This window comes from Oryzisolibacter propanilivorax, from assembly GCF_900103645.1.
Classification (GTDB): domain Bacteria; phylum Pseudomonadota; class Gammaproteobacteria; order Burkholderiales; family Burkholderiaceae_C; genus Melaminivora; species Melaminivora propanilivorax.
This window is the reverse complement of the sequence record NZ_FNHP01000014.1, coordinates 32516-57634: the sequence shown is the minus strand read 5'-3', so window position 1 is coordinate 57634 and position 25119 is coordinate 32516. Positions and strand designations below refer to the sequence as shown.

At 69.9% G+C, this 25119-nt stretch carries 25 protein-coding genes and 1 pseudogene; 17 read left to right on the top strand and 9 right to left on the bottom strand.

Going from position 1 to position 25119, the window contains the following annotated elements; genetic code table 11:
- Positions 1 to 84: 84 nt before the first annotated feature.
- Both BLQ61_RS16605 and BLQ61_RS16600 read right to left on the bottom strand, forming a co-directional pair.
- On the bottom strand, positions 85 to 612 hold the full coding sequence (locus BLQ61_RS16605) for a GNAT family N-acetyltransferase (RefSeq protein WP_091572919.1): 528 nt from the start codon (positions 610 to 612) through the stop codon (positions 85 to 87).
- 34 nt (positions 613 to 646) lie between these two features.
- Positions 647 to 1324, bottom strand: coding sequence for a cytochrome b/b6 domain-containing protein (locus tag BLQ61_RS16600; protein ID WP_091572917.1), 678 nt, complete (start codon positions 1322 to 1324; stop codon positions 647 to 649).
- 177 nt (positions 1325 to 1501) lie between these two features.
- Here BLQ61_RS16600 and BLQ61_RS16595 point away from each other — a divergent pair, with 177 nt between their 5' ends.
- Complete coding sequence (locus BLQ61_RS16595; RefSeq protein ID WP_091572915.1) at positions 1502 to 1954, top strand: c-type cytochrome; 453 nt, start codon at positions 1502 to 1504, stop codon at positions 1952 to 1954.
- A 118-nt stretch (positions 1955 to 2072) separates the two neighbouring features.
- Here the strand turns inward: BLQ61_RS16595 and BLQ61_RS16590 are convergent, their stop codons facing one another.
- Complete coding sequence (locus tag BLQ61_RS16590; RefSeq protein ID WP_091572913.1) at positions 2073 to 2576, bottom strand: TlpA disulfide reductase family protein; 504 nt, start codon at positions 2574 to 2576, stop codon at positions 2073 to 2075.
- A gap of 178 nt (positions 2577 to 2754) precedes the next feature.
- On the opposite strand from BLQ61_RS16590, the gene BLQ61_RS16585 reads away from it, so the two are divergent.
- Genes BLQ61_RS16585 through ptsP form a run of 3 tightly spaced genes read left to right on the top strand, consistent with a single transcriptional unit; the run spans position 2755 to position 5238 of the window.
- The gene (locus BLQ61_RS16585) at positions 2755 to 3165 is read left to right on the top strand and encodes a PTS sugar transporter subunit IIA (protein ID WP_091572911.1); all 411 of its coding nucleotides are present in this window, start codon (positions 2755 to 2757) and stop codon (positions 3163 to 3165) included.
- A 29-nt stretch (positions 3166 to 3194) separates the two neighbouring features.
- Complete coding sequence (locus tag BLQ61_RS16580) at positions 3195 to 3464, top strand: HPr family phosphocarrier protein (protein WP_091572909.1); 270 nt, start codon at positions 3195 to 3197, stop codon at positions 3462 to 3464.
- A gap of 34 nt (positions 3465 to 3498) precedes the next feature.
- Positions 3499 to 5238, top strand: a complete 1740-nt coding sequence (gene ptsP / locus BLQ61_RS16575) for a phosphoenolpyruvate--protein phosphotransferase (RefSeq protein WP_091572906.1) — start codon at positions 3499 to 3501, stop codon at positions 5236 to 5238.
- Between the two features lie 84 nt (positions 5239 to 5322).
- On the opposite strand, the gene lipA is transcribed toward ptsP, so the two are convergent.
- Genes lipA through BLQ61_RS16560 form a run of 3 tightly spaced genes read right to left on the bottom strand, consistent with a single transcriptional unit; the run spans position 5323 to position 7356 of the window.
- Positions 5323 to 6321, bottom strand: a complete 999-nt coding sequence (lipA, locus tag BLQ61_RS16570; RefSeq protein ID WP_091572904.1) for a lipoyl synthase — start codon at positions 6319 to 6321, stop codon at positions 5323 to 5325.
- A gap of 35 nt (positions 6322 to 6356) precedes the next feature.
- Positions 6357 to 7052: a lipoyl(octanoyl) transferase LipB gene (gene lipB / locus BLQ61_RS16565; protein WP_091572901.1), complete on the bottom strand. Its 696-nt coding sequence runs from the start codon at positions 7050 to 7052 to the stop codon at positions 6357 to 6359.
- 7 nt (positions 7053 to 7059) lie between these two features.
- On the bottom strand, positions 7060 to 7356 hold the full coding sequence (locus BLQ61_RS16560) for a YbeD family protein (protein ID WP_091572898.1): 297 nt from the start codon (positions 7354 to 7356) through the stop codon (positions 7060 to 7062).
- Between the two features lie 165 nt (positions 7357 to 7521).
- On the opposite strand from BLQ61_RS16560, the gene BLQ61_RS16555 reads away from it, so the two are divergent.
- The 13 genes and pseudogenes from BLQ61_RS16555 (at position 7522) to pdeM (ending at position 22603) form a co-directional block, all read left to right on the top strand.
- Positions 7522 to 7974, top strand: a complete 453-nt coding sequence (locus tag BLQ61_RS16555; protein ID WP_091572896.1) for an ATP synthase subunit I — start codon at positions 7522 to 7524, stop codon at positions 7972 to 7974.
- Positions 7975 to 7997: 23 nt separating this feature from the next.
- Complete coding sequence (gene atpB, locus BLQ61_RS16550) at positions 7998 to 8861, top strand: F0F1 ATP synthase subunit A (protein WP_091572893.1); 864 nt, start codon at positions 7998 to 8000, stop codon at positions 8859 to 8861.
- 63 nt (positions 8862 to 8924) lie between these two features.
- Positions 8925 to 9173 (top strand): F0F1 ATP synthase subunit C, encoded by a 249-nt coding sequence (atpE, locus tag BLQ61_RS16545; RefSeq protein WP_011803767.1) that lies wholly within the window; start codon positions 8925 to 8927, stop codon positions 9171 to 9173.
- Positions 9174 to 9211: 38 nt separating this feature from the next.
- On the top strand, positions 9212 to 9682 hold the full coding sequence (locus BLQ61_RS16540; RefSeq protein WP_091572891.1) for a F0F1 ATP synthase subunit B: 471 nt from the start codon (positions 9212 to 9214) through the stop codon (positions 9680 to 9682).
- A gap of 19 nt (positions 9683 to 9701) precedes the next feature.
- Positions 9702 to 10250 (top strand): F0F1 ATP synthase subunit delta, encoded by a 549-nt coding sequence (locus BLQ61_RS16535; RefSeq protein ID WP_091572888.1) that lies wholly within the window; start codon positions 9702 to 9704, stop codon positions 10248 to 10250.
- Positions 10251 to 10297: 47 nt separating this feature from the next.
- The gene (gene atpA, locus BLQ61_RS16530; protein WP_091572885.1) at positions 10298 to 11857 is read left to right on the top strand and encodes a F0F1 ATP synthase subunit alpha; all 1560 of its coding nucleotides are present in this window, start codon (positions 10298 to 10300) and stop codon (positions 11855 to 11857) included.
- Between the two features lie 18 nt (positions 11858 to 11875).
- On the top strand, positions 11876 to 12751 hold the full coding sequence (gene atpG / locus BLQ61_RS16525; RefSeq protein WP_091572883.1) for a F0F1 ATP synthase subunit gamma: 876 nt from the start codon (positions 11876 to 11878) through the stop codon (positions 12749 to 12751).
- 46 nt (positions 12752 to 12797) lie between these two features.
- Positions 12798 to 14231 carry a F0F1 ATP synthase subunit beta gene (gene atpD / locus BLQ61_RS16520; RefSeq protein WP_175488327.1) on the top strand — a complete coding sequence of 478 codons (1434 nt, stop codon included), beginning with the start codon at positions 12798 to 12800 and terminating at the stop codon, positions 14229 to 14231.
- A 103-nt stretch (positions 14232 to 14334) separates the two neighbouring features.
- Positions 14335 to 14751, top strand: coding sequence for a F0F1 ATP synthase subunit epsilon (locus tag BLQ61_RS16515; RefSeq protein ID WP_091572878.1), 417 nt, complete (start codon positions 14335 to 14337; stop codon positions 14749 to 14751).
- 410 nt (positions 14752 to 15161) lie between these two features.
- Positions 15162 to 16172, top strand: a pseudogene (locus tag BLQ61_RS16510) (ligase-associated DNA damage response exonuclease); the annotation flags it as partial.
- A gap of 356 nt (positions 16173 to 16528) precedes the next feature.
- Positions 16529 to 18325 carry an ATP-dependent DNA ligase gene (locus BLQ61_RS16505; protein ID WP_091572875.1) on the top strand — a complete coding sequence of 599 codons (1797 nt, stop codon included), beginning with the start codon at positions 16529 to 16531 and terminating at the stop codon, positions 18323 to 18325.
- A gap of 123 nt (positions 18326 to 18448) precedes the next feature.
- A complete protein-coding gene (locus BLQ61_RS16500; RefSeq protein ID WP_139182770.1) occupies positions 18449 to 21610 on the top strand; it encodes a ligase-associated DNA damage response DEXH box helicase in 3162 nt (1053 codons plus the stop codon).
- A 309-nt stretch (positions 21611 to 21919) separates the two neighbouring features.
- Complete coding sequence (pdeM, locus tag BLQ61_RS16495; protein WP_425415630.1) at positions 21920 to 22603, top strand: ligase-associated DNA damage response endonuclease PdeM; 684 nt, start codon at positions 21920 to 21922, stop codon at positions 22601 to 22603.
- 192 nt (positions 22604 to 22795) lie between these two features.
- Here pdeM and BLQ61_RS16490 read toward each other — a convergent pair whose 3' ends face one another.
- From BLQ61_RS16490 to BLQ61_RS16480, 3 genes are read right to left on the bottom strand one after another with little or no spacing between them, the layout of a single operon-like run.
- Positions 22796 to 23374, bottom strand: coding sequence for a TPM domain-containing protein (locus tag BLQ61_RS16490; RefSeq protein ID WP_091572869.1), 579 nt, complete (start codon positions 23372 to 23374; stop codon positions 22796 to 22798).
- Between the two features lie 26 nt (positions 23375 to 23400).
- A complete protein-coding gene (locus BLQ61_RS16485; RefSeq protein ID WP_091572866.1) occupies positions 23401 to 24309 on the bottom strand; it encodes a TPM domain-containing protein in 909 nt (302 codons plus the stop codon).
- 18 nt (positions 24310 to 24327) lie between these two features.
- Positions 24328 to 24933, bottom strand: a complete 606-nt coding sequence (locus BLQ61_RS16480; RefSeq protein WP_091572863.1) for a LemA family protein — start codon at positions 24931 to 24933, stop codon at positions 24328 to 24330.
- Positions 24934 to 25119: the final 186 nt, after the last annotated feature.

The following is a 25119-nucleotide window of genomic DNA, read 5'->3' as shown; positions in this document are numbered from 1 at the left end:
CGCCCCAAAGGCTGTGCGGCGTTTCTTTTTTGATAGCTGAAAGCCCTTGTTATATATGGGCTGGAGGCCAAAATGACTGAAATATCAGTCGATGTCGGCTTTCAGGTAGTGCGCCCCCGCCACCGGGTTGTGGTAGTAGGGCGGGATCTCCTCGAAGCCCAGTTCGGTGTACAGCGCCCGGGCCGACTCCATGCCGTCCAGCGTGTCCAGCAGCACGCAGGCATAGCCGGCGCGGCGCGCAGCGTCCAGCGTCGCCTCGGCCAGCTGCCGGCCCAGGCCGAAGCCGCGAAACGCGCGGCGCACGTACAGGCGCTTCATCTCGGCGGCGTTGGCGTAGTCGGCGTTGTCCAGCGGGCGCAGCGCGCAACAGCCGGCCAGCGCGCCATCCACCAGCGCCAGCAGCAGGTGGCCGCGTGGCGCCACGTATTCGCCCGGCAGTCCGGCCAGTTCCTGGTCAAAGCCCTGGAACGACAGGTCCACGTCCAGGCTGGCGGCGTATTCCTCGAAGAGTTCGCGCACGGCGGGCATCTCGTGCGCGGCGCTGGGGTGGAGCAGGGTGACCTCGGGCGGCCGCTCCCCGGGCGGCGGCGCTTGCTCTGCGGCGGGTGTCATCAGCGTCAGTGTAGCGAGCACGCGCGGCCGGGCATCAGAGCCCGCCCGCGTCCAGCCGCGACACCCACCAGGCCAGCAGCCCGGCCAGCCCTGCCAGCACCAGCGCCAGCAGCCGCGTGCGGGCATCGTCGCGCGAGGCCGGCACAGGCCGCGGCAGCTGCTTGTCGCCGCTCAGCATGGGACGCAGGATGCGGCGCCGGCGCACCAGCGCATAGAAGGCGATTGCCAGCAAGTGCAGCGCGACCAGCGCCAGCAGCAGGTATTGCCCGATGTCGGCGTGGTACCAGGTGGCGCGCTCCACCCAGTCCCCGGAGAGAAAGCGCACCAGCGGGCCGGTGAAGGAAATCTCGTCATCGCTGGCCAGGCCGCTGGCCACCTGCAGGATCAGCGCCGCCAGCAGCCCGAACACCGACAGCGCGCCCAGCGGCGAGTGGCCGACATCGTCCACGTGCTCCTGGCCCTGGCCGCGCACATAGCGCAGCAGCCGCGCCGGTGAATACACGAAGCTGGTGAAGCGCGACCAGCGCCCGCCCACCAGCCCCCAGGCCAGGCGGAAGGCCAGCAGCGCCAGCATCAGATAGCCCAGCCGCTCGTGCCAGACCAGCGCCGCGCCGCCCAGCTTGGCGCTTGCCACCAGCGCCACGAAGGCGGCAGCCAGGGTCCAGTGGAACAGGCGGGTGGGCAGATCCCAGATGCGGACGGTGTGCTGCATGGTGCTGAGGGAGGGAAAGGAAAACGGGGACTACGGTTGCGGCGCGATTGTGCCCAGGGCCGCGCAAACCCGAGCAAAAGCCGGGTGCTTGCCCGCGCTGCGCGGCGGCCTGCACGCCATACTGCACGCCCGCCGGGCCGCACGGCCCGTTCCCTCACCCCACCCACAGGCCCCACCATGCACTTCAAAGCCCTTGCCCTTGCCCTGACCGCCGGTGCGCTGGCACTGCCCGCCACCGCCCAGTTCGCCAAGCCCGAGGACGCCATCAAATATCGCCAGGGCGCGCTGCGGGTCATGGGGCACCACTTCGGGCACATCGGTGCCATGGTCAATGGCAAGGCGCCGTTCGATGCCAAGGCCGCGCAGGCCGATGCCGAGGTCGTCGCCGCGCTGGCGGCGCTGCCCTGGGCCGGCTTCGGCCCCGGCACCGACCAGGGCGTGCCCACCAAGGCCAAGCCCGAGGTGTGGAGCGATCACGCCAAGTTCGAGGAGCATGCGCAGAAGCTCCAGGCCGAGACCCCCAAGCTGCTGGCCGCTGCTCGCACCGGCAACCTGGACCAGATCAAGGCCGCCTTCGGTCCCACCGCCAACAGCTGCAAGGCCTGCCACGACAGCTTCCGCAACCGGTAAGTGGCGTGCTGCGGTTTCGATAGCTGCAGGCCCTTGGTCCACAACGGCAAAGGCCGGTTTTCCCATCAAGGAAAACCGGCCTTTTTGCGGAAGGTACGCGAGGCGATGCGCGGACGCTTCAGGCCTCGGCTAGCAGGCGCTCGATCAGCTGGTGCAGCTCGGTGAAGTCCGGCGCGCCGATGTAGGTCTTCACGATCTCGCCGCGCTTGTTCACGATGTAGGTGGTCGGGGTCAGCTTCACGTCGCCCCAGGCGCGCGCCACGGCGCCGGTGTTGTCGATGGCCACCTTGAACGGCAGCTTGCGTGATTCGGCGAAGTTCACCACGTAGCTGGGTGGGTCATAGCTCATGGCCACGGCCAGCGTCTCGAAACCGCGCGCGCGGTACTTGTCGTGGGTGGCGACGATCTCCGGCATTTCGGCCACGCAGGTGGTGCAGCTGGTGGCCCAGAAGTTCACCAGCGCGACCTTGCCGCGCAAGTCCTGCGTGGTCTGCTGGCTGCCGTCCAGCAGCACGAAGGTCGATTGCGGCGCGGCGCGCACGTTGGACTGCAGCACCACCGCGGTGCCGATGGCGGCGCAGACGGCCAGCGCGCCGGCGATCAGCCAGTTCCTGATTTGCATGACATTGCCCTGAGAAGCTGTGCGGCCCTGGTGGCCGGCCGCGATTGTGCCGCAGGGCCCCGTGCCACTGCCGCCACTGGTGGGATTGCCGCGTGCCGGCAAAGTTCTGCGGTGGGCGGGGGCTCGTGGCCGGCGCAGCGGCCCGGCGCCGGGGCGTTGCGATAATGCTGGCCCAGCCATGAACACGCGCCTACTCATCATCGCCCACGAGCCGCTCGCCCATGCCCTGCGCGAATGCGCCCTGCATGTGTTCCCCGACTGCGCGGCCGACGTGCAGGCCCTGGACGTGCCGCCCGACGAGCCGCCCGAGGCCACGCTGCTGGCCGCGCGGGCGCTGAGCTTCACCCAGGGCAGCGCGCCGCTGCTGGTGCTGACCGACCTGGCCGGCGCCACGCCGTCCAATGTCGCGCAGCGCCTGGTCGATGGCGTGCATTCGCGCCTGGTCGCCGGCGTCAACCTGCCGATGCTGCTGCGCGCGCTGACCTACCGCGCCGAGCCGCTGGAGGTGCTGGCCGCGCGCGCGCTGGCCGGCGGCGCGCAGGGCGTGGTGCCAGTGGCCGCGCCGGCCGCCGTGCCGCAGCAGGCCTGACACCGCGCTCCCCTTTCCCCTGCCTTGCCATGATCCGACAGACCCTCACCATCTCCAACAAGCTGGGCCTGCACGCGCGCGCGTCGGCCAAGCTGACCAAACTGGCCGGCAGCTTCGCCTGCGACGTGTTCATCAGCCGCGGCGAGCGCCGGGTGAACGCCAAGAGCATCATGGGCGTGATGATGCTGGCCGCGGGCCTGGGCGCGCGGGTGGAGCTGGAGACCGACGGCGAGCACGAGCGCGAGGCCATGCAGGCGCTGGTGGCGCTGATCGAGGACAAGTTCGGCGAAGGCGAGTGAGCGCCCCGCAGGCACGCAGCAAAGGCAGCAGCGCATGACGTTTTCCATCCATGGTCTGGCCGTCGCCCGCGGCATTGCCATCGGCCGCGCGGTGCTGGCTGCCGCCAGCCGCATGGAGGTGGTGCATTACTTCATCGAGTCCGAACAGGTCGAGGCCGAGCTGGCCCGGGCGCGGCGCGCGCGTGATGCGGTCACGCAGGAGCTGCAGCGCCTGCAGGCGCAGATGCCGCCCGACGTGCCGCAGGAGCTCGCGGCGCTGCTGGACGTGCACATCCTACTGCTGCAGGACGAGACGCTGATCGGCGGCGTGCGCCAGTGGATCACCGAGCGGCTGTACAACGCCGAATGGGCGCTGACCACGCAGCTGGAGCTGTTCAGCCGCCAGTTCGACGAGATGGAGGACGACTACCTGCGCGAGCGCAAGGCCGACCTGGAGCAGGTCGTCGAGCGCCTGCTGCGGCACATGCGCGGCGCGCCGGATGCCGTCGTCTGCCCGCCGCGGCTGGCGGCCGGCGCTGGCCAGCAGACCACGCCGCTGGTACTGGTGGCGCATGACCTGTCGCCGGCCGACATGCTGCAGTTCAAGCAGAGCGTGTTCACCGGTTTCGTCACCGGCGTGGGCGGCAAGACCAGCCACACCGCCATCGTCGCGCGCAGCATGGACATTCCGGCGGTGGTCGGCGCGCGTGGCGTCAGCCAGCTGGTGCGCCAGGACGACTGGGTCATCATCGACGGCGATGCCGGCGTGGTCATCGTCGACCCCTCGCCGATGGTGCTGGACGAATACCGCTTCCGCCAGCGCGAGATCGACCTGGAGCGCGAGCGCCTGCAGCGGCTGCAGCACACGCACTCGGTGACGCTGGACGGCCAGCCGGTGGAGCTGCTGGCCAACATCGAGCAGCCGCAGGACGCCGCTGCCGCGCTGAAGGCCGGCGTGGTCGGGGTCGGATTGTTCCGCACCGAATTCCTGTTCATGGACCGCGGCGGGCGCCTGCCCGGCGAGGAGGCGCAGTACCAGGCCTACCGCGAGGCGGTGGAGGGCATGCGCGGCCTGCCGGTGACCATCCGCACCGTCGACGTGGGCGCCGACAAGCCGCTGGACAAAAGCCACCGCGACAGCTCGCTGAACCCGGCGCTGGGCCTGCGCGCCATCCGCTGGAGCCTGGCCGACCCGGCCATGTTCCGCACCCAGCTGCGCGCCATCCTGCGCGCGGCGGCGCATGGCCAGGTGCGGCTGCTGTTCCCGATGCTGGCGCACCTGTCGGAGATCCGCCAGACGCTGGCGCAGGTGCAGCTGGCGCGCGCCGAGCTGGACGCGCGTGGCCTGGCCTATGGCCCGGTGCAGCTGGGGGCGATGATCGAAGTGCCGGCGGCGGCGCTGATGGTGCAGCAGTTCCTGGCGCACTTCGACTTCCTGTCGATCGGCACCAACGACCTGATCCAGTACGCGCTGGCCATCGACCGTGCCGACGAGGCCGTGGCGCCGCTGTACGACCCGCTGCACCCGGCGGTGCTGCGCCTGGTGGCCGACGTGATCGCCGCCGGCGCGCGCGCCGGCAAGACGGTGTGCGTGTGCGGCGAGATGGCTGGCGACGCGGCCATGACCCGGCTGCTGCTGGGCCTGGGCCTGCGCAGCTTTTCCATGCACCCGGCGCAGGTGCTGACCGTCAAGCAGGAGGTGCTGCGCGCCGACACGCGCAAGCTGGCCGGCTGGTCGGCGCAGGTGCTGGCGGCCGAGGAGCCAGCGCTGCTGCTGGGTGCGCCCCTCGCCTGATTGCTATTACTACAATAGCATCAAGCCCTTTAAAAATAAGGGCTGGAGGCTGTTTTCTTTCAAAAAACAGGGCCTGAGAGGCGTCTACGCCGCGTCTCCGGCGCCAACCCCGGCGGCGTGCGCCTGCTGGTCGGCGTGGTAGCTGGAGCGCACCATGGCACCCACGGCAGCGTGCGAAAAACCCATGGCATAGGCCTCGCGCTCGAACCTCTTGAAGGTGTCCGGGTGCACGTAGCGGCGCACCGGCAGGTGCGAGTTGGACGGCGACAGGTACTGGCCGATGGTCAGCATGTCGATGCCGTGCGCGCGCATGTCGCGCATGACCTCCAGGATTTCCTCGTCAGTCTCGCCCAGGCCGACCATCAGGCCGCTCTTGGTCGGCACTTCGGGATGCAGTTCCTTGAACTTCTTCAGCAGGTTCAGGCTGAACTGGTAGTCCGAGCCGGGGCGTGCCTGCTTGTACAGGCGGGGCGCGGTCTCCAGGTTGTGGTTCATCACGTCCGGCGGCGCTGCCTTGAGTATCTCCAGCGCACGGTCGTCGCGGCCGCGGAAGTCGGGCGTCAGGATCTCGATGCGCGTGGCCGGCGAGTGCGCGCGTATCTGGCGGATGCACTCGACGAAGTGGCCGGCGCCGCCGTCGCGCAGGTCGTCGCGGTCGACGCTGGTGATGACCACGTACTTCAGGCGCAGCGCGGCGATGGTGCGCGCCAGGTTCAACGGCTCGTCCTGGTCCAGCGGGTCCGGGCGGCCGTGGCCCACGTCGCAGAACGGGCAGCGGCGCGTGCACTTGTCGCCCATGATCATGAAGGTCGCCGTGCCGTTGCCGAAGCACTCGCCAATGTTCGGGCAGGAAGCTTCCTCGCACACCGTGTGCAGCTTGTGCTCGCGCAGAATGCTCTTGATCTCGTAGAAGCGCGTGCTCGGGCTACCGGCCTTGACGCGGATCCATTCGGGCTTCTTCAACACCTCGGCCTGCTCGACCTTGACGGGGATGCGCGCCAGCTTGGCGCCGGCCTTTTGCTTGGCCAGCGGGTTGTAGGCCTCGGCGGGTTGCGCCTCGCGGACGACTTCGGATGTGCTCATGGCAGGGGACTCGGGCAAAAAAGGGCGGACAGAACTCAGGGAGCCAGTCGCCGTGCCAGTTGCTCACCGAGCACCGCCGCGGCCTCGTCCCAAGAGGCGTGGACGCCGATTGTAGAAAGATCGACGGTTTGCAACCCTGCATAACCACAAGGATTGATGCGCCCAAAAGGTTCCAAATCCATGCTGACGTTCAGCGCCACCCCGTGGTAGGTGCAGTGGCGCGAGACCTTCAGCCCCAGCGCGGCGATCTTGCCCAGGCCAATGAAGTCGGGCAGCGGCGGCGCGTCGCCCGGCGCGCGCAGCTGCGGGCGCTGGGCCAGCATGGCGTGGCTGAACGGATCGTCCAGCCGCACATAGATGCCCGGCGCGCCCGCCACGCGGTGCCCGGTCACGCCGAAATGCGCCAGGGTGCGGATCACCGCCTCCTCGATGCGAAAGACGTATTCCTTGATGTAGTAGCCGGCGCGCTGCAGGTCCACCAGCGGGTAGGCCACGACCTGGCCAGGCCCGTGGTAGGTCACCTGGCCGCCGCGGTTGGTGGCCACCACGGGGATGGCTCCAGGTGCCAGCACATGCTCGGGGCGGCCCGCCAGGCCCTGGGTGAAGACCGGATCGTGCTCGCAGACCCACAGCGCATCGGGCGTGTCGGCCGTGCGCCCAGCGGTGTGCTGCTGCATGGCGGCATAAGTCTGGGCATAGTCCGCCCGGCCGAGGTGGCGCAGCTGCAGCATGGCGCGCCTACAGCACCACCTTGACCAGCGGGTGGCTGGTCAGCGCGCGGTACAGCTCGTCCAGCTGCTCGCGGCTGGTGGCGGTGATGGTGATGGTGACGCCCTGGTAGTTGCCGGCACGGCTGTCGCGCAGCTCCACCGTGGCCGCGTCGAAGTTCGGATCGAACTGCCGCGCCAGCGCCATGACTGCATCGACCAGGCCTTCCTGCTTGGCACCCATGACCTTGATGGGGAAGCGCGAGGGGTATTCGATCAGCGAATCCTTGCGCGGATCGGCGCCGCCGGATGCGGGGGTAGTATCCATGGCCTAGTTCCTTTGGGGTTGGCACGCAACACGCATGTGCACATGCAAGCCCGAAACCCGGCCAGCCCATTGCAGGCGGTCGGGGGTTTGTACTTATAATGCGAGGCTTTGTGAAAGTTCCAGCCTGGCGTGTAGGACAGGTGCGGCAAATGGGAGTCAGTGCACTTGCAGACCGAAGCTGAGGGCCAGGAAGAAGACTTCAAGGCCCTGAGCCCCGAGGAAGCTGCCCTGTGGCGCCAGCGTCATTCCCTGCTCTCGCCTTGGCGCATCGTGGCGCTGCAAGCCCTGGCCACCGTGCTGGTGGCGCTGGCGGCCTGGGGCGTGTCCGGTGAGGCCCGCGTGGGCTGGTCGGCCGGCTACGGTGGTCTGGCGATCGCGCTGCCCACGGCGCTGCTGGCGCGTGCCATGCGGCGCCGGCGCACCACGGCAGCGGCGGCGATGTCGGCGCTGATGGGCTGGGAACTGGTCAAGATGGCTCTGGCCGTCGCCATGCTGGCGGCGGCGCCTAGGCTGGTGCCGGGCCTGAGCTGGCTGGCGCTGCTGGCCGGCATGGTGGTGGTGATGAAGACGTACTGGATCGCGCTGCTGGCGCGCCCCGGTGCCCGACGAACCGTTTGACATTTGAGGAAAAGAGTAGCCCGATGGCCGCAGATGCGAATGCCCCGACTGCAAGTGAATACATCGTTCACCACCTGCAGCACCTGCAAAACGTCAAGCAGGGTTTCATCGTTGACTTCTCCGTGGTCAACATCGACTCGATCGTCGTCGGTATCGTCATCGGCGTGCTGATGCTGCTGGTGCTGCGCTCGGCCGCCAGCAAGGCGACCTCGGGCGTGCCCGGCCGCTTCCAGGCGGCGGTCGAGATCCTGGTCGAGATGGTGGACAACCAGGCCAAGGCCAACATCCACAACGCCGAGAGCCGCAAGTTCATCGCCCCTCTGGCGCTCACCGTGTTCGTCTGGATCTTCCTGATGAACGCCATGGACATGCTGCCCGTGGACCTGCTGCCCGTGCTGTGGCAGGGCGCCACCGGCGACCACCATGCCTACCTGCGCGTCGTGCCCACGGCCGACCTGTCGACCACGCTGGGCCTGTCCAGCGCCGTGCTGCTGCTGTGCTTCTGGTACAGCATCAAGATCAAGGGCCTGGGCGGCTGGATCCATGAGCTGTTCACGGCGCCGTTCGGCACCAGCAAGAACCCGTTGTTCGCCGCCATCCTGGGCGTGGTGAACTTCGCCATGCAGATCATCGAATACGTTGCCAAGACGGTCTCGCACGGCATGCGACTGTTCGGCAACATGTACGCTGGCGAGCTCGTGTTCTGCCTGATCGCCCTGATGGGCGGTGCGGCGGCGATGTCGCTCTCCGGTGTGTTGCTGCCCGTCGGGCACATCATCGCGGGCTCCATCTGGGCGATCTTCCACATCCTGATCATCACCCTGCAAGCCTTCATTTTCATGATGCTGGCGCTGATCTACCTCGGCCAAGCGCATGACGCTCACTGAGACTGAGCTTTTTCCTTTCCCTTTCCCCTTCAACCTTTCTTTCTTTTCATCCTAGGAGTCATCATGGAAAACATTCTCGGCCTCGTCGCTCTGGCTTGTGGTCTGATCGTGGGTCTGGGCGCCATCGGCGCCTCGATCGGTATCGCCCTGATGGGTGGCAAGTTCCTGGAATCGTCTGCCCGTCAGCCCGAGCTGATCAACGAACTGCAGACCAAGATGTTCATTCTGGCCGGTCTGATCGACGCGGCCTTCCTGATCGGCGTGGCCATCGCCCTGCTGTTCGCTTTCGCCAACCCCTTCGTCCTGGCCTAAAGCACTCCTTCAACGCCGAAGAATAGAAAGGTGTTGCCGTGAGTATCAACGCGACCCTGTTCGTTCAGGCCATTGTCTTTCTGATCCTGGTGTGGTTCACGATGAAGTTCGTGTGGCCCCCGATCGCCAAGGCGCTGGATGAGCGAGCTATGAAAATCGCCGATGGCCTCGCCGCTGCCGACCGTGCCAAGACCGAGCTTGCCGCCGCCGACCAGCGCGTCAAGCAGGAACTGGCCGCCGCCAGCAACGAGACCGCGACGCGCCTGGCCGATGCCGAGCGCCGCGCACAGGCCATCATCGAAGAGGCCAAGGCGCGCGCCACCGACGAAGGCAACAAGATCGTCGCCGCCGCGCGTGCAGAAGCCGAACAGCAGGCCGTGCAGGCCCGCGAGGCCCTGCGCGAGCAGGTGGCGGCCCTGGCCGTCAAGGGTGCCGAGCAGATCCTGCGCAAGGAAGTCAACGCCAGCGTGCACGCCGACCTCCTGAACCGCCTCAAGACCGAGCTGTAAGGGCTGAAGGAGCAAATCCATGGCAGAACTCGCCACCATTGCCCGCCCTTACGCCGAGGCGCTGTACCAGGCCTGCACCGACGCCCAGGGCGCCGGCGCCGACCTGTCCGGCGCCACCGCCTGGGTGGACGAGCTGGCGGCGATCGCCGCCAACCCCGAGCTGCTGCAGCTGGCCGACAACCCCAAGGTGTCGCCCGCGCAGGTGTTCGACGTCATGACCGGCGTGGCGCGTGCGCCGCTGCCCGAGCAGGGCCGCAACTTCCTGCGCACCGTCATCGACAACGGCCGCCTGCAGGCCCTGCCTGAGATCGCCACGCAGTTCCGCGCGCTGGTCAATGCGCGCAATGGCACCACCGACGCCGTGGTCTACAGCGCCTACCCCATCGACGCGCAGGCCCTGGCCGAGCTGTCGGGCGCCCTGGAGCACCGCTTCGGCCGCAAGCTGAACCTGTCCGTGCAGCTGGACGAGTCGCTGATCGGCGGCGTGCGCGTGGTGGCCGGCGACGAGGTGCTGGACACCTCCGTGCAGGCGCGACTGCAACACATGAAAGCGGCCCTCACGGCCTGAAGCAGCCGGGGGTTCCCGGCCCATCAAGGAAAGAGAAGGAAAGAGTCATGCAACTCAATCCCGCAGAGATTTCGGAACTCATCAAGAGCCGCATCGAAGGGCTGGCTGCCAGCAGCGACATCCGCAACCAGGGCACCGTGGTGTCGGTGACGGACGGCATCGTGCGCGTGCACGGCCTGTCGGACGTGATGCAGGGCGAGATGCTGGAGTTCCCCGCGACGGCCGAAGGCCAGCCCACGTTCGGCCTGGCGCTGAACCTGGAGCGGGACTCGGTCGGCGCCGTGATCCTGGGCGAGTACGAGCACATCTCCGAGGGCGACACCGTCAAGTGCACGGGCCGCATCCTGGAAGTGCCCGTCGGCCCCGAACTCATCGGCCGCGTGGTCAACGCGCTGGGCCAGCCGATCGACGGCAAGGGCCCGATCAACGCCAAGATGACCGACGTGATCGAGAAGGTCGCCCCGGGCGTGATCGCGCGCCAGTCGGTCGACCAGCCGCTGCAGACCGGTATCAAGTCGATCGACGCCATGGTGCCGATCGGCCGCGGCCAGCGCGAGCTGATCATCGGCGACCGCCAGACCGGCAAGTCGGCGGTGGCCATCGATACCATCATCGCCCAGAAGGGCCAGGGCGTGACCTGCGTGTACGTCGCCATCGGCCAGAAGGCGTCCACCATCAAGAACGTGGTGCGCGCGCTGGAGCAGTCGGGCGCCATGGAATACACCATCGTCGTCGCTTCGGCCGCGTCCGAGTCCGCGGCCATGCAGTACGTGTCGGCCTACTCCGGCTGCACCATGGGCGAGTACTTCCGCGATCGCGGCCAGGACGCGCTGATCGTCTATGACGACCTGTCCAAGCAGGCCGTGGCCTACCGCCAGGTCTCGCTGCTGCTGCGTCGCCCGCCGGGCCGCGAAGCCTTCCCTGGCGACGTGTTCTACCTGCACAGCCGCCTGCTGGAGCGCGCCGCGCGCGTGAACGCCGACTATGTCGAAGCCTTCACCCAGGGCGCCGTCAAGGGCAAGACCGGCTCGCTGACCGCGCTGCCGATCATCGAGACCCAGGCCGGCGACGTGTCCGCGTTCGTGCCGACCAACGTCATCTCGATCACCGACGGCCAGATCTTCCTGGAGACCAGCCTGTTCAACGCCGGCATCCGCCCCGCCATCAACGCCGGCATCTCGGTGTCGCGCGTCGGTGGTGCCGCCCAGACCAAGCTGATCAAGGGCCTGTCCGGCGGTATCCGTACCGACCTGGCGCAGTACCGCGAGCTGGCCGCGTTCGCCCAGTTCGCCTCCGACCTGGACGAGGCCACCCGCAAGCAGCTGGACCGCGGCGCGCGCGTGACCGAGCTGCTCAAGCAGCCCCAGTACAGCCCGCTGCCCGTCAGCCTGATGGGCGCCACGCTGTACGCGGTGAACAAGGGCTTCCTGGACGACATCGACGTCAAGCGCGTGCTGGCCTTCGAGTCGGGCCTGCACCAGTACCTCAAGACCAGCCACGCGGCGCTGCTGCAGCGCCTGGACGAGAACCGCGCCTTCGACAAGGAAGGCAAGGACGAGGCTGAACTGAACCAGGCGATCACCTCCTTCAAGAAGTCGTTCGCCTAAACCGGACGGGGATTCGCAATGGCAGCAGGCAAGGAAATACGCGGCAAGATCAAATCGGTGGAGAACACCAAGAAGATCACCAAGGCCATGGAAATGGTGGCCGCGTCCAAGATGCGCAAGGCGCAGGACCGCATGCGCGCCGCCCGCCCGTATGCCGAGAAGGTGCGCACCATCGCCGCCCACCTCGGCCAGGCCAACCCGGAGTACGTGCACCCGTTCATGCAGGTGAACGACTCCAAGGTGGCCGGTGTCATCGTGGTGACGACCGACAAGGGCCTGTGCGGCGGCATGAACACCAACGTGCTGCGTGCCGTGACGACCAAGCTGCGCGAGCTGCAGGGCGCCGGCATGCAGACGCAGGCGGTGGCCATCGGCAACAAGGGCTTCGGCTTCCTGAACCGCATCGGCGCGCAGGTCGTGGCGCACGTCACCGGCCTGGGCGACACGCCGCACCTGGAGCGCCTGATCGGCCCCGTCAAGGTGCTGCTGGACGCCTACGCCGAGGGCAAGATCAACGCGGTGTACCTGAGCTACACCAAGTTCATCAACACCATGCGCCAGGAGTCGGTGGTTGAGCAGCTGCTGCCGCTGTCCTCCGAGACGCTGCACGCCGGCAAGGGCGCGCAGGCGGCCGCCAGCTGGGACTACATCTACGAGCCCGACGCGCAGAGCGTCATCGACGAGCTGCTGGTGCGCTACGTCGAGTCGCTGATCTACCAGGCGGTGGCCGAGAACATGGCCAGCGAGCAGTCCGCGCGCATGGTGGCCATGAAGGCCGCCACCGACAACGCCGGCAACGTGATCAACGAGCTCAAGCTGGTCTACAACAAGACACGCCAGGCCGCGATCACCAAGGAACTGTCCGAGATCGTCGCCGGGGCCGCGGCCGTCTGACGGCTCCAGGCCCGCCACCGGTTTCACACAATTTTTGGAGCAAACAATGGCTCAAGAGAACATGCAAGCGAACGCCAGCACCCAGGGCAAGATCGTCCAGTGCATCGGCGCCGTGGTGGACGTGGAATTCCCGCGCGACCACATGCCCAAGGTGTACGACGCGCTCAAGCTCGACGGCTCGCCGCTGACGCTGGAAGTGCAGCAGCAGCTGGGCGACGGCGTGGTGCGCACCATCGCCTTGGGCTCGTCGGACGGCCTGAAGCGCGGCCTGATGGTCAGCAACACCGGCAACCCGATCACCGTGCCCGTGGGCAAGGCGACGCTGGGCCGCATCATGGACGTGCTGGGCAACCCCATCGACGAGCGCGGCCCGGTCGGCCAGGAGCTGACGGCCTCCATCCACCGCAAGCCGCCGGCCTATGACGAGCTGGCCCCGGCGCAGGAACTGCTGGAGACCGGCATCAAGGTGATCGACTTGGTGTGCCCGTTCGCCAAGGGCGGCAAGGTGGGCCTGTTCGGCGGCGCCGGCGTGGGCAAGACCGTGAACATGATGGAGCTCATCAACAACATCGCCAAGGCGCACTCGGGTCTGTCCGTGTTCGCCGGCGTCGGTGAGCGCACCCGCGAAGGCAACGACTTCTATCACGAGATGGCCGACTCGGGCGTCGTGAACCTGGAGAACCTGGGCGAGTCCAAGGTGTCCATGGTCTACGGCCAGATGAACGAGCCGCCGGGCAACCGCCTGCGCGTGGCCCTCACGGGCCTGACCATTGCCGAGTCGTTCCGCGACGAGGGCCGCGACGTGCTGTTCTTCGTGGACAACATCTACCGCTACACCCTGGCCGGCACGGAAGTGTCCGCCCTGCTGGGCCGCATGCCCTCCGCCGTGGGCTACCAGCCCACGCTGGCCGAGGAAATGGGCCGCCTGCAGGAGCGCATCACCTCCACCAAGGTCGGCTCGATCACCTCGATCCAGGCCGTGTACGTGCCTGCCGACGACTACACCGACCCGTCGCCCGCCACCACCTTCGCCCACCTGGACTCCACCGTGGCGCTGTCGCGTGACATCGCCGCCCTGGGTATCTACCCGGCCGTGGACCCGCTGGACTCCACCAGCCGCCAGCTCGACCCGCAGGTCGTCGGCGAGGAGCACTACCAGGTCGCCCGCCAGGTGCAGGGCACGCTGCAGCGCTACAAGGAACTGCGCGACATCATCGCCATCCTGGGCATGGACGAGCTGGCCCCCGAGGACAAGCTGACCGTGGCCCGCGCGCGCAAGATCCAGCGTTTCCTGTCGCAGCCGTTCCACGTGGCCGAGGTGTTCACCGGCTCGCCGGGCAAGTACGTGCCGCTGTCGGAGACCATCCGCGGCTTCAAGATGATCGTGGCCGGCGAGTGCGACCACCTGCCCGAGCAGGCGTTCTACATGGTCGGCACCATCGACGAGGCCTTCGAAAAGGCCAAGAAGCTGGCGTCCTGATCGCAGCCGTGCGCGGGTCGCGGCAGAGCAGGCGTGAGCCTGTCCCGCCACCCGCCCGCAGCGCCAGCCGCCCAGCCTTCCACCCATTGAGAGAACCAGCCAGATGAACACCATCCACGTCGATGTGGTCAGCGCCGAGGAGTCGATCTTCTCCGGCGAGGCGCGCTTCGTCGCGCTGCCCGGTGAAGCGGGCGAACTGGGCATCTACGCCCGGCACACGCCGCTGATCACGCGCATCAAGCCGGGTTCGGTGCGCATCGAGCTGCCGGACGGCAACGAGGAATTCGTCTTCGTCGCCGGCGGCATCCTGGAGGTGCAGCCCGACCGCGTGACCGTGCTGTCCGACACCGCCATCCGCGGCAAGGACCTGGACGACCAGAAGGCCGAGGAGGCCAAGCGCGCCGCCGAGGACGCGCTGAAGAACGCCAAGAGCGAGCTCGACCTGGCACGCGCCCAGTCCGAACTGGCCATCATGGCCGCCCAGCTGGCCGCACTGCGGCGCTTCCGCGAGAAGCGCTGATTGGCACGGGGTGCACCGGACTTCAGGTCGCTGCGCTCGATGTCGCATCGAACAACCGCCTTCGGGCGGTTTTTTGTTGTCCTTTTGCCCGTGTTCCCGGCCGGCCGCGTAAGGGCCGGCCGACAGGCCGACGCGGAGGGCCGGCCACTGCGGCGCAGGGCGGCGCGACCTAGCATGCGGCATGGCTCATCACCTTTGCCGTCTGCGGGCGCTGCCACCCGCTCTTAGCTACTTATTTGATAGCTATAGACCATTTTTCCGTAAGGGCACGGGCCGGTTTTTGCTGAAATACAGCGGCTCCCGCCGGCCGCCGCGGCATCCGACTCGGAAACCTTCCAAGGCGTGCCGGTCGCCCCTGGCGCAATCTGCAGCGCACTGTGTCCCGTGCCGGATACGGAAAGCGGCCTGACATGGCGACCCGTACGCCCGAGCTGATCGTCGCCCGCCCCGAGGGCCTGTACTGCCCGCCCGGCGACTTCTACATCGACCCCTGGCGCCCGGTCGAGCGCGCCATCATCACCCACGCGCACTCGGACCACGCGCGCACCGGCTCGGCGCACTACCTGGCGCACACCGACAGCGAAGGCAGCCTGCGCGCGCGCCTGGGCGCGCACATCGACCTGCAGACGCTGGCCTACGGCCAGGCCATCGAGCACCGCGGGGTGCGCATCTCGCTGCACCCGGCCGGGCATGTGCTGGGCTCGGCGCAAGTGCGGCTGGAGCATGGCGGGCGCGTGTGGGTGGCATCCGGCGACTACAAGACCACCGAGGATGGCACCTGCGCGCCGTTCGAGCCGGTGCGCTGCGACACCTTTATCACCGAATCGACCTTCGGCCTGCCGATCTACCGCTGGCCGACGCAGGCCGAGCTGTTCGCCGGCATCAACGCCTGGTGGCGCGCCAACGCCGCCGAAGGGCGGCCGTCGGTGCTGCTGTGCTATGCCTTCGGCAAGGCGCAGCGCATCCTGCACGGCGTGGACCGCAGCATCGGGCCTATCGTGGTGCACGGCGCCGTGGAGCCGCTGAACGCCGTGTACCGCGCCGCCGGGGTCGACCTGGCGCCCACGCTGCGCGTGACCGACCCGGGCGTGGACGCGCAGCTGCTGCGCACCGCGCTGGTGCTGGCTCCGCCCTCGGCGCAGGGCACGCCGTGGATGCGGCGCTTCGCGCGCCACTCCGATGCCTTCGCCAGTGGCTGGATGCAGCTGCGCGGCGCGCGCCGCCGGCGCGGGGTGGACCGGGGCTTCGTCATGTCCGACCACGCCGATTGGCCCGGCCTGCAATGGGCCATCGGCGCCACCGGCGCCGAGCGCGTCTTCGTCACCCACGGCAGCGTGCCGACGCTGGTGCGCTGGCTGCGCGAGCAGGGCCTGGACGCGCAGGCCTTCCAGACCGAATACGGCGACGAGGACGAAGGCAGCCGTGAGCCGGGTCCGGCGGCGCCTGGTGGCAGCGTGTCGAGCGATGGCGCAGCCAGCAGCAGCGTCAATGCAGATGCAGATGGCGACGCGATTGCCAGTGCCGATGCGGGCGGCCATACCGGAGTCGACACGGAGCGCAGCGATTTCCGGCAAGCGGGCCTGCGGCACAACGCTGCTGGCGCCTCCTCCAGCGTCAGCGCCACGCCGCAGACGGACACAGGGCCCGCAGCCGCGGCGCACGTTCCGGTGAGCGCGTGGCAGGGCCGCGGCTTCGGCGACGGCATGGCCGGCAGCGGGGCAGGGCCCTCCACGCCTGGCGCAGACCAGCCCCTGCACGACACGGACGGGCCCGCCCCATGAAGCAGTTCGCCGCCCTGTACCAGCAGCTCGACGCCAGCACCTCGCTGCTGGCCAAGCAGGCGGCGCTACGCCAGTACCTGCAGACCGCGCCCGCGTTGGACGCCGCCTGGGCGGTGTATTTCCTGGCGGGCGGCAAGCCGCGCCAGCTGGTGCCGGTGCGCCTGCTGCGCGCGCTGGCGCGCGAGGCCGCCGGGCTGCCCGAGTGGCTGTTCGACGAATGCCACGAAGCGGTGGGCGACCTGGCCGAGACCATCGCGCTACTGCTGCCCGCGCCGCAGGGCGCGCACGAGCTGAGCCTGGCCGATTGGATGGCGCAGCACCTGCTGCCGCTGCGCGGCCTGCCGCCCGAGGAGCTGTCCGCACGCCTGCGCGCGCAATGGGCGCTGCTGGCCCCGGACGAGCGGCTGGTTTACTTCAAGCTCATCACCGGGGCGTTCCGCGTGGGCGTGTCCCGGCTGCAGGTCACGCAGGCGCTGGCGGCGGTGAGCGACGTGGACCCGAAGCGCATCGCCCAGCGCCTGATGGGCTACACGCACATCGGCGCGCGCCCCAGTGCCGAGGACTATGCGCGCCTGGTGCGCCCCGAAGACGCGCAGGAGGACGCGGAGGCCGAGCGCGAGGCCAGTGGCCACCCCTACCCGTTCTTCCTGGCGCACCCGCTGCAGCTGCCCGTGGCGCAGATGCAGGACGCGCTGGGCGCGCCCGGCGACTGGCAGGTCGAGTGGAAGTGGGACGGCATCCGCGCGCAGCTGGTGCGCCGCGCCGGCGAGACCTGGGTCTGGTCGCGCGGTGAGGAGCTGGTCAGCGAGCGCTTTCCCGAGCTGCAGCAGCTGGGCGATGCGCTGCCGGACGGCACGGTGATCGACGGCGAGATCGTCGCCTGGGAGCATGCGCTGCCCGGCAGCGCCGCTCGCGCCAGCGCGAACCTGCATGCCGGCTCCGGCGCGACAGCAGCGCTTGGGAAGGGGGCCGGCACGGCGCGCGGAGCCAGTGCCGCTCCGCTGGCGGCGCCTTTTGCCGGCGGCCGGGTCCGCCCGTTCGCCGACCTGCAAAAGCGCATCGGCCGCAAGACGCTGGGCCCGAAGATTCTGCGCGAGCTGCCCGTGACGCTGCTGGCCTACGACCTGCTGGAAGAGGGCGGCCAGGACCTGCGCGAGCTGCCCCAGCATGAGCGCCGCGCGCGCCTGGAAGCGCTGGTGGTCGCTGCCGCCCACCCCACGCTGCAGCTCAGCCCGCTGCTGACCGGCGCCAGCTGGGACGACCTGGAGGCCCAGCGCGCGCAGTCGCGCGCCCTGGGTGTAGAGGGAATGATGCTGAAAAGCCGCGCGGCGCAGTACGGCGTCGGCCGCACCAAGGACGTGGGCGTGTGGTGGAAATGGAAGATCGACCCGTTCAGCGTGGATGCGGTGCTGATCTACGCCCAGCGCGGGCATGGCCGGCGTGCCAGCCTGTACACCGACTACACGTTCGCCGTCTGGGACCGGCCTGAAGGAGAGGAGGGCCGCACGCTGGTGCCGTTCGCCAAGGCGTATTCGGGCCTGACGGACGCCGAGATCGCGCAGGTGGACGCGGCCATTCGCAAGACCACCATCGAGAGCTTCGGCCCGGTGCGCAGCGTGCGCCCGACGCTGGTGTTCGAGCTGGGCTTCGAGGGGATCGCCCGCAGCGGCCGGCACAAGAGCGGCATCGCCGTGCGCTTCCCGCGCATGCTGCGCTGGCGCCGCGACAAGCCGGTGGAAGAGGCTGATACGCTGCAGACGCTGGCGGCGCTGCTGCCGGGGGAAGGGCCGTGAGGCATGCGCCCCTGCTGCCTGGCTCCCTCGTTCACGCAGGGAAGAGGGAGCCATTGCCCTCACGTGCGTCGGCGCCGTATTGCTCCCTTTCCCGCCAGCGGGAGATGGGGTCAGAGGTGCCCCATGCCTGACGCCCAGCCCCGGCTCCAGCGCCCCGACGCCACTGCCTGGCTGGCCGCGCGCGGCTGGCAGCCGTTCCCGTTCCAACGGCAGGTCTGGCGCGCCATGGCGGCAGGGCGCTCGGGCCTGCTGCATGCCACCACCGGCGCGGGCAAGACCTATGCCGTCTGGCTCGGCGCGCTCCAGGCACTGGCATCTGATTTAGAAGAAAAAACGGCCCATGTCCGGACAAAAAAAGGCGATGTAGCTACCGAAAAAATAGCAAGAAAAACTCCCTTGCGCCCCGCGCATGCCCCGCTCACCGTGCTCTGGATCACCCCCATGCGCGCCCTGGCCGGTGACACGCTCAAGGCCCTGGCCGCGCCGCTGGCCGAACTGGCGCGCGCCCACCCGCTGCTCGCGCGCTGGACGCTGGCCGCGCGCACCGGCGACAGCACCGGCGCCGAGCGCAGCGCGCAGCAACGCCGCCTGCCCACGGTGCTGGTGACCACGCCCGAGAGTCTGTCGCTGCTGCTGGCACGCGCCGACGCGCAGGAGCAGCTGGGCCGGGTGCGCCTGGTGGTGGCCGACGAGTGGCACGAGCTGCTGGGCTCCAAGCGCGGCGTGCAGCTGCAGCTGGCGCTGGCGCGCCTGGTGACGTGGAACCCGCGCCTGATGGCCTGGGGCATGTCGGCCACCCTGGGTAACCTGCCCGAGGCCATGGACACGCTGCTGGCGCCGCTGCCCGGCGGCCGGGACGGCACCCTGGTGCAGGGCCGCATCGACAAGACGCTGGTGGTGGACACGCTGCTGCCCGCCGCGCCCGAACGCTTTTCCTGGGCCGGCCATCTGGGCCTGCGCATGCTGCCGGCGGTGGTCGCCGAGCTGGAGGCCAGCAGCACCACGCTGGTGTTCGTCAACGTGCGCTCGCAGGCCGAGCGCTGGTACCAGGCGCTGCTGCAGGCGCGGCCCGACTGGGCCGGGCAGATCGCGCTGCACCACGGCTCGCTGGACCGCGCAGTGCGCGAGTGGGTCGAGGCGGGGCTGAAAAGCGGCCGCCTGCGCGCCGTGGTCGCCACCTCCAGCCTGGACCTGGGAGTGGACTTCACACCCGTCGAGCGCGTGCTGCAGATCGGCTCGCCCAAGGGCGTGGCCCGGCTGCTGCAGCGCGCCGGGCGCTCGGGCCACGCGCCCGGGCGGCCCTCGCGCATCACGCTGGTGCCCACGCACAGCCTGGAGATCGTCGAGGCCGCCGCCGCGCGCGACGCCATCCGCGCCGGCCAGGTCGAGTCGCGCCGCTCGCCGGTGCAGCCTTTCGACGTGCTGGTGCAGCACCTGGTCACTGTGGCGCTGGGCGGGGGCTTCACGCCCGACGGGCTGTACGCCGAGGTCCGGCGCACGCGCGCCTACCGGGATCTGCCGCGCACGCTGTTCGACTGGTGCCTGGACTTCGTCTCGGGCGGCGGCCGGGCGCTGGCCGCCTACCCGGACTACCGCCGCGTGGCGCCGGACGAGGAGGGCATCTGGCGCGTGCCCGAGGCGCGCCTGGCGCGGCGCCACCGCGCCAACATCGGCACCATCGTGGCCGACGCCAGCATGAGCGTGCAGATCCTGCACGGCGCGCGCCTGGGCAGCGTGGAGGAAAGCTTCGTCTCGCGCCTGTCGCCGGGCGACGCCTTCGTGTTTGCCGGCCAGGTGCTGGAGCTGGTGCGCATCGAGCAGATGACCGCCTACGTGCGCCGCGCGCCGGCGAGCCGCGCCACCGTGCCGCGCTGGGGCGGCTCGCGCATGCCGCTGTCGCTGGTGCTGGCCGACTTCGTGGTGCGCGAGCTGGCGCAGGCCGCGCAGGGCCGCTGGCGCAGCCCCGAGCTGCGCGCCGTGCGGCCGCTGCTGGAGCTGCAAGCGCGCTGGTCCGAACTGCCCACGCCCGAGACCCTGCTGGCCGAGGTGCTGCACACGCGCGAAGGCTGGCACCTGTTTTTGTACCCGTTCGCCGGCCGGCACGTGCACATGGGCCTGGCCAGCGTGCTGGCCTGGCGCGCGGCGCAGCAGGCGCCGGGCACGTTTTCCATCGCCGTGAACGACTACGGGCTGGAGCTGGTCAGCGCCGATGCGCGCGACTGGGCGGCGCTGTTGCCGGGGCTGTTGCAGCCAACGACCGGGGCACCGCAGGCCTGTGCTGCCGGCGGCGCAGGTGCCGGGCCGGTGGGCGCAGAGGTTCTGCCGGATCTGGCGGAGTCTGTGTATCCCGACGACCGCGCAGATGGCGACGCGGTGGCCGGTGGCGCCAGGAACAAGGCGACGAGCGCAGGGAACGTGGGCGGCACGGAACGCGCGGGCAGCCCGGCGGGCGCAGCAGGCCATGGAACGGACGCAGACACGGATACGGGCGCGGTCCCAGCCACAGGCCTGGACACAGACTTGGATATGGGCGGTGCATTGCCAGTCAGCGCCGATGATTCGGCATATGGAGCCGAACGTCAGGCCCTGCTGCACGAGGTGCTGGCCAGCCTGAACGCCACCGAGATGGCGCGCCGGCGCTTTCGCGAGATCGCACGCGTCGCCGGACTGATCTTCCAGAGCCACCCGGGCGAGCAGCGCAGCGCGCGCCAGCTGCAGGCCTCGGCGCAGCTGTTCTTCGAGGTGTTCCGCAAGTACGACGGCGACAACCTGCTGCTGCACCAGGCCCGCGCCGAGGTGCTCAGTCAGGAGCTGGACGTGGACCAACTGCAGGCGGCCCTGGCGCGCATGCGCGCGCAGCGGCTGCGCGTGCACACCCTGGCGCGCCCCGGGCCGCTGGCTTTCCCGCTGATGGTCGAGCGTTTCCGCGAAAAGCTCAGCAACGAGGCGCTGGCTGACCGCATCGCGCGCATGCTGGGCGACCTGGAGGCCGCCGCCGACACGCGCGGCGCGCCGCCGCCAGTAAGCGCGCAGGACGTGGTGCCGCCCGATCCGCCGCTGCGCCGGCGCAAGCGGGCCGCGCCAGCGCGGGCCGCAGGCAGCAGTTCGCCCGGCGCGCCCGAGGGCAGGCATGCACCGTCGGAAGAGCCCCCGCAAGCACCGGACAGTGCCGGCGCCATCGCCGCCGCGCTGACGTTCTCGGGCGCCGGCGGTGCGGACGAAGGCAGCGCCGCGCGCAAGCCCCGGCGCGCGCGCAAGCCCTCGCGGCCGCTGCCGCCGCTGTAGGGCAGAGTATCGAAGGCACGGACGTGCGCAGGCGTGGCCGGTGCCGCGGCGCCAGGCACGTCATTGGCGCCGGCGCCGGCCGCACGCTGCCGGCGGATGGGGCAGGGGACGCGCCAAGGCCCGGGGTGTCGATCCCGTCACCCCGCGGTTGCCGTGCCGGCACTCGCACGACCGAAAGCGCGCAGCGGCCTGGCATGGGAGTGTGCGGCGCGGCTGGAAAAGCCCGGCTCCAACCCCAGATGTGCGGCAGCCGCCGCTGCCCCGGCGCCTGTCCTCCAACCCTTGCGTCCTTCGCCTTTGCCCCCGCCCTTGTCCACTGTCCCTGCTGCCACCGAGCCCGCTATCCACGCCGCCGGCGCCCGCCTGCTGCCGCTGCCCGAGCACGCCCTGTGGTGGCCGGACGGCAGCACGCTGTTCATCGCTGACCTGCACTTGGGCAAGGCGGCCACCTTCCGCGCGCGCGGCCTGCCGGTGCCGGCCGGCACCACCGCCGAGAACCTGCTGCGTCTGTCCGCCGTGCTCGCGCGCACCGGCGTGGCGCGGCTGGTGGTGCTGGGCGACTTCCTGCACGCCGCCGAGGCGCAGACACCGGCGCTGCTGACCCGGCTGGCGCAGTGGCGCGCCGCGCACGCCCAGGTCGCCATGACGCTGGTGCGCGGCAACCACGACCGGCACGCGGGCGAGCCGCCTGCCGAACTGGGCATCGCCGTGGTGGACGAGCCCTGGCAGCCCTGGCCGGACGTGCCGCTGGCCTGCTGCCACCACCCGCAGGCGCTGGACGGTGGCCGCGTGGTGCTGGCCGGGCACGTGCACCCGGCCGTGGTGCTGCGCGGGCGCGGGCGCGATGCGCTGCGCCTGCCGGCTTTTTGCCACGAGCCGCACCAAGTGCTGCTGCCGGCATTCGGCGACTTCACCGGCGCGCACACGCTGCAGCGCGCGCCAGGGCGGCGACTGTATGCGGTGGGCGGCGGGCGGGTGTGGGCGCTGCCGTAGCGAGCGGTCCGGCTTTTTTCTATCTCTCTCTGGTTGCCAGCGAAGCGGGCCATGCGCCACGGCGGCTGGCAAAGGGATCGGCCTTGCATTGCTCCCTCTCCCCCTGGCGGGGGCGAGAGACCCAGATGGGCGCGCCATGCACCACCGTCATGCGCCCACCTGACTCCGCCGCCGGCTTGTGTCCTCAGGGCGTCAGCGCAGTCCCCAGCCGCGTCCCAGCACCGGCGCATCCGGCAGTTCGTTGGGCTGCCCGACCGCGTCGCCTTCCAACGGAAAGTGCGCCACCAGCAGCGCCGAGACCTCGCTGAGCGCCTGCGTCAGCCCGTCCTCGAAGCGCCCGGCGCGAAACGCCTCGGCCATGTGCCCGGCCAGAGTGGCCCAGGTCTCGGGGGGCACGGCGCGTGCCAGGGCGCGGTCGGCGACGATCTCGATGGCGCGCTCGGCCAGCAGCAGATAGACCAGCACGCCGTTGTTGTGCTCGGTGTCCCACACGCGCAGCTTGCCGAACTGGGCGATGGCGCGCTCGCGCACGATGGCAGCGCGCCAGATGTACGACAGCGGCAGCCCGCCCTCGATGCAGATGCGGACCTGCCCGCCGTGGCGCCGCTCGCTGGCCGCCACGCGCGCGCCCAGGCGCTCGAGCAGGTCCGGCGGCAGGGCGGCGCCCAAGCGCGCGTCGGCCCAGCGGTGGCGCGCCAGCCGGCCCAGCCGCGCCAGCAGCCCGCGCGCGGGCAGGCGCGTGGCAGAGGAAGAAGGTGCAGAAGAATCCATGGCCCTGTCGTCGTGTGTCCTGCGGCCTACCAGCCGCCCGAGGCGCCGCCGCCGCCGAAGCTGCCGCCCCCGCCCGAGCCGAAGCCGCCCCCGCCGCCGAAGCCGCCGCCCCCGCCGAAACCCCCGCTGCCGAAGCCGCCTCCTCCGCTGCCCCAGACGATGGGCACGCGACCGCGCCCGCCAAACAGCCAGCTGTAGAGCAGCGCCAACACGCCCGCGCCGCCGGCCAGCAGTACGCTGGCGGTGAACCAGAAGGCCAGCGCGCCCGCTCCCGCGCCCAGCACCAGCCCGCCCAGACCGCGCCCGAGCATGGTGCGCAGCACAGGCCCCAGCACCATCACGGCGAAGAACAGGAAGATGGCCATGTCCTGCCAGTCGGCGCCGGCCTGCGCTTTGCCGCCTTGGCCACTACTGCCCGGCGCGCCCGGCAGCGGCAGGTTCTCGCCGGCGATGCGCGCGCCGATCTGCGTGATGGCCGCCTGCAGGCCGCCGGCGTAGTCGCCCTGGCGGAAGCGCGGCGCCATGACGCTGTCGATGATGCGTGCGGCGGCGATGTCGGGAATCGCCCCCTCCAGCGCGCGGGCCACCTCGATGCGCATGCGCCGGTCGTTCTTGGCCACTACCAGCAGCAGGCCGTCGCCCACCTCTTTCCTGCCGATCTTCCAGCTGCTGGCGACGCGGTGCGCAAAGGCGGCGATGTCCTCGGGCGCGGTGGTCGGCACCATCAGCACCACCACCTGCGAGCCGTGCGTGCGCTCGATCTCGGCCAGCTGCGCCTGCAGCTGCTCGCGCTCGGCGGGCTGGAGGGTAGCGGTCTCGTCGATGACGCGTGCCGTCAGGGCCGGCACGGCGCGCAGCGGCTGGGCCTGCGCCAGCAGGCTGGAAGCTATCAAAAAAATAGCTACAAGCCAGCGCATTGCAAGGGCCAGAGGCATTTTTCTCTTAAAAACCGGTCAGGGCTTGGCGGCGGGCGCCGGGCGCGAGAAGTCGACCTGTGGCGGCACGCTGATCTGCGCCTCGTTCTGCACCGTGAAGGTGGGCTTGGGCTCGTAGCTGAAGACCTTGGCCGTCAGGTTGGTCGGGAAGCTGCGCGCCAGCACGTTGTATTCCTGCACGGTCTGAATGTACTGGTTGCGCGCCACGGTGATGCGGTTTTCCGTGCCCTCCAGCGTCACGCGCAGGTCGCGAAAGCCCTGGTTGGCCTGCAGCTGCGGGTAGCGCTCGGCCACCACCATCAGGCGGCTCAGGGCGCTAGAGAGCTCGCCCTGCGCCTGCTGGAACTTGTTGAATGCCTCGGGGTTGTTGATGAGCTCGGGCGTGGCCTGGATCGAGGTGGCCTTGGCGCGCGCCTCGATCACCTTGGTCAGCGTGTCCTGCTCGAACTGCGCCTCGCCCTTGACCGTGGCGACGATGTTGGGGACCAGGTCGGCGCGGCGCTGGTACTGGTTCAGCACCTCGCTCCAGGCCGACTTGGTCTGCTCGTCCAGGCGCTGAAAGTCGTTGTAGCCGCACCCGGTGAGCGCGGCGGCGATGGCGAGGGTGGCAATGAGGCGTTGCATGGCGTGGAAGGTGGGGTGTGGAAAAAAGCGGATGGACCGGCCGCGGTCAGCGGCGCACCCGCGCAGTATGTGCCGCGCCTGTGCTGCGTGGTATGTCGGCCGGCTGCGCATGTGCTGGTGCGCCAACCGCGCGTGCGTCGGGGAATGGTGCGTGCGACGGGTGCTGGCTGCACAGGGGCAGGCGGG

What these genes read in the sequence shown, in the direction of transcription:
- BLQ61_RS16605 (WP_091572919.1), bottom strand. Translation starts at nt 612, where the DNA reads ATGACACCCGCCGCAGAGCAAGCGCCGCCGCCCGGGGAGCGGCCGCCC.
- BLQ61_RS16600 (WP_091572917.1), bottom strand. Translation starts at nt 1,324, where the DNA reads ATGCAGCACACCGTCCGCATCTGGGATCTGCCCACCCGCCTGTTCCAC.
- BLQ61_RS16595 (WP_091572915.1), top strand. Translation starts at nt 1,502, where the DNA reads ATGCACTTCAAAGCCCTTGCCCTTGCCCTGACCGCCGGTGCGCTGGCA.
- BLQ61_RS16590 (WP_091572913.1), bottom strand. Translation starts at nt 2,576, where the DNA reads ATGCAAATCAGGAACTGGCTGATCGCCGGCGCGCTGGCCGTCTGCGCC.
- BLQ61_RS16585 (WP_091572911.1), top strand. Translation starts at nt 2,755, where the DNA reads ATGAACACGCGCCTACTCATCATCGCCCACGAGCCGCTCGCCCATGCC.
- BLQ61_RS16580 (WP_091572909.1), top strand. Translation starts at nt 3,195, where the DNA reads ATGATCCGACAGACCCTCACCATCTCCAACAAGCTGGGCCTGCACGCG.
- ptsP (WP_091572906.1), top strand. Translation starts at nt 3,499, where the DNA reads ATGACGTTTTCCATCCATGGTCTGGCCGTCGCCCGCGGCATTGCCATC.
- lipA (WP_091572904.1), bottom strand. Translation starts at nt 6,321, where the DNA reads ATGAGCACATCCGAAGTCGTCCGCGAGGCGCAACCCGCCGAGGCCTAC.
- lipB (WP_091572901.1), bottom strand. Translation starts at nt 7,052, where the DNA reads ATGCTGCAGCTGCGCCACCTCGGCCGGGCGGACTATGCCCAGACTTAT.
- BLQ61_RS16560 (WP_091572898.1), bottom strand. Translation starts at nt 7,356, where the DNA reads ATGGATACTACCCCCGCATCCGGCGGCGCCGATCCGCGCAAGGATTCG.
- atpB (WP_091572893.1), top strand. Translation starts at nt 7,998, where the DNA reads ATGGCCGCAGATGCGAATGCCCCGACTGCAAGTGAATACATCGTTCAC.
- atpE (WP_011803767.1), top strand. Translation starts at nt 8,925, where the DNA reads ATGGAAAACATTCTCGGCCTCGTCGCTCTGGCTTGTGGTCTGATCGTG.
- BLQ61_RS16535 (WP_091572888.1), top strand. Translation starts at nt 9,702, where the DNA reads ATGGCAGAACTCGCCACCATTGCCCGCCCTTACGCCGAGGCGCTGTAC.
- atpA (WP_091572885.1), top strand. Translation starts at nt 10,298, where the DNA reads ATGCAACTCAATCCCGCAGAGATTTCGGAACTCATCAAGAGCCGCATC.
- atpG (WP_091572883.1), top strand. Translation starts at nt 11,876, where the DNA reads ATGGCAGCAGGCAAGGAAATACGCGGCAAGATCAAATCGGTGGAGAAC.
- atpD (WP_175488327.1), top strand. Translation starts at nt 12,798, where the DNA reads ATGGCTCAAGAGAACATGCAAGCGAACGCCAGCACCCAGGGCAAGATC.
- BLQ61_RS16515 (WP_091572878.1), top strand. Translation starts at nt 14,335, where the DNA reads ATGAACACCATCCACGTCGATGTGGTCAGCGCCGAGGAGTCGATCTTC.
- BLQ61_RS16505 (WP_091572875.1), top strand. Translation starts at nt 16,529, where the DNA reads ATGAAGCAGTTCGCCGCCCTGTACCAGCAGCTCGACGCCAGCACCTCG.
- BLQ61_RS16500 (WP_139182770.1), top strand. Translation starts at nt 18,449, where the DNA reads ATGCCTGACGCCCAGCCCCGGCTCCAGCGCCCCGACGCCACTGCCTGG.
- BLQ61_RS16490 (WP_091572869.1), bottom strand. Translation starts at nt 23,374, where the DNA reads ATGGATTCTTCTGCACCTTCTTCCTCTGCCACGCGCCTGCCCGCGCGC.
- BLQ61_RS16485 (WP_091572866.1), bottom strand. Translation starts at nt 24,309, where the DNA reads ATGCCTCTGGCCCTTGCAATGCGCTGGCTTGTAGCTATTTTTTTGATA.
- BLQ61_RS16480 (WP_091572863.1), bottom strand. Translation starts at nt 24,933, where the DNA reads ATGCAACGCCTCATTGCCACCCTCGCCATCGCCGCCGCGCTCACCGGG.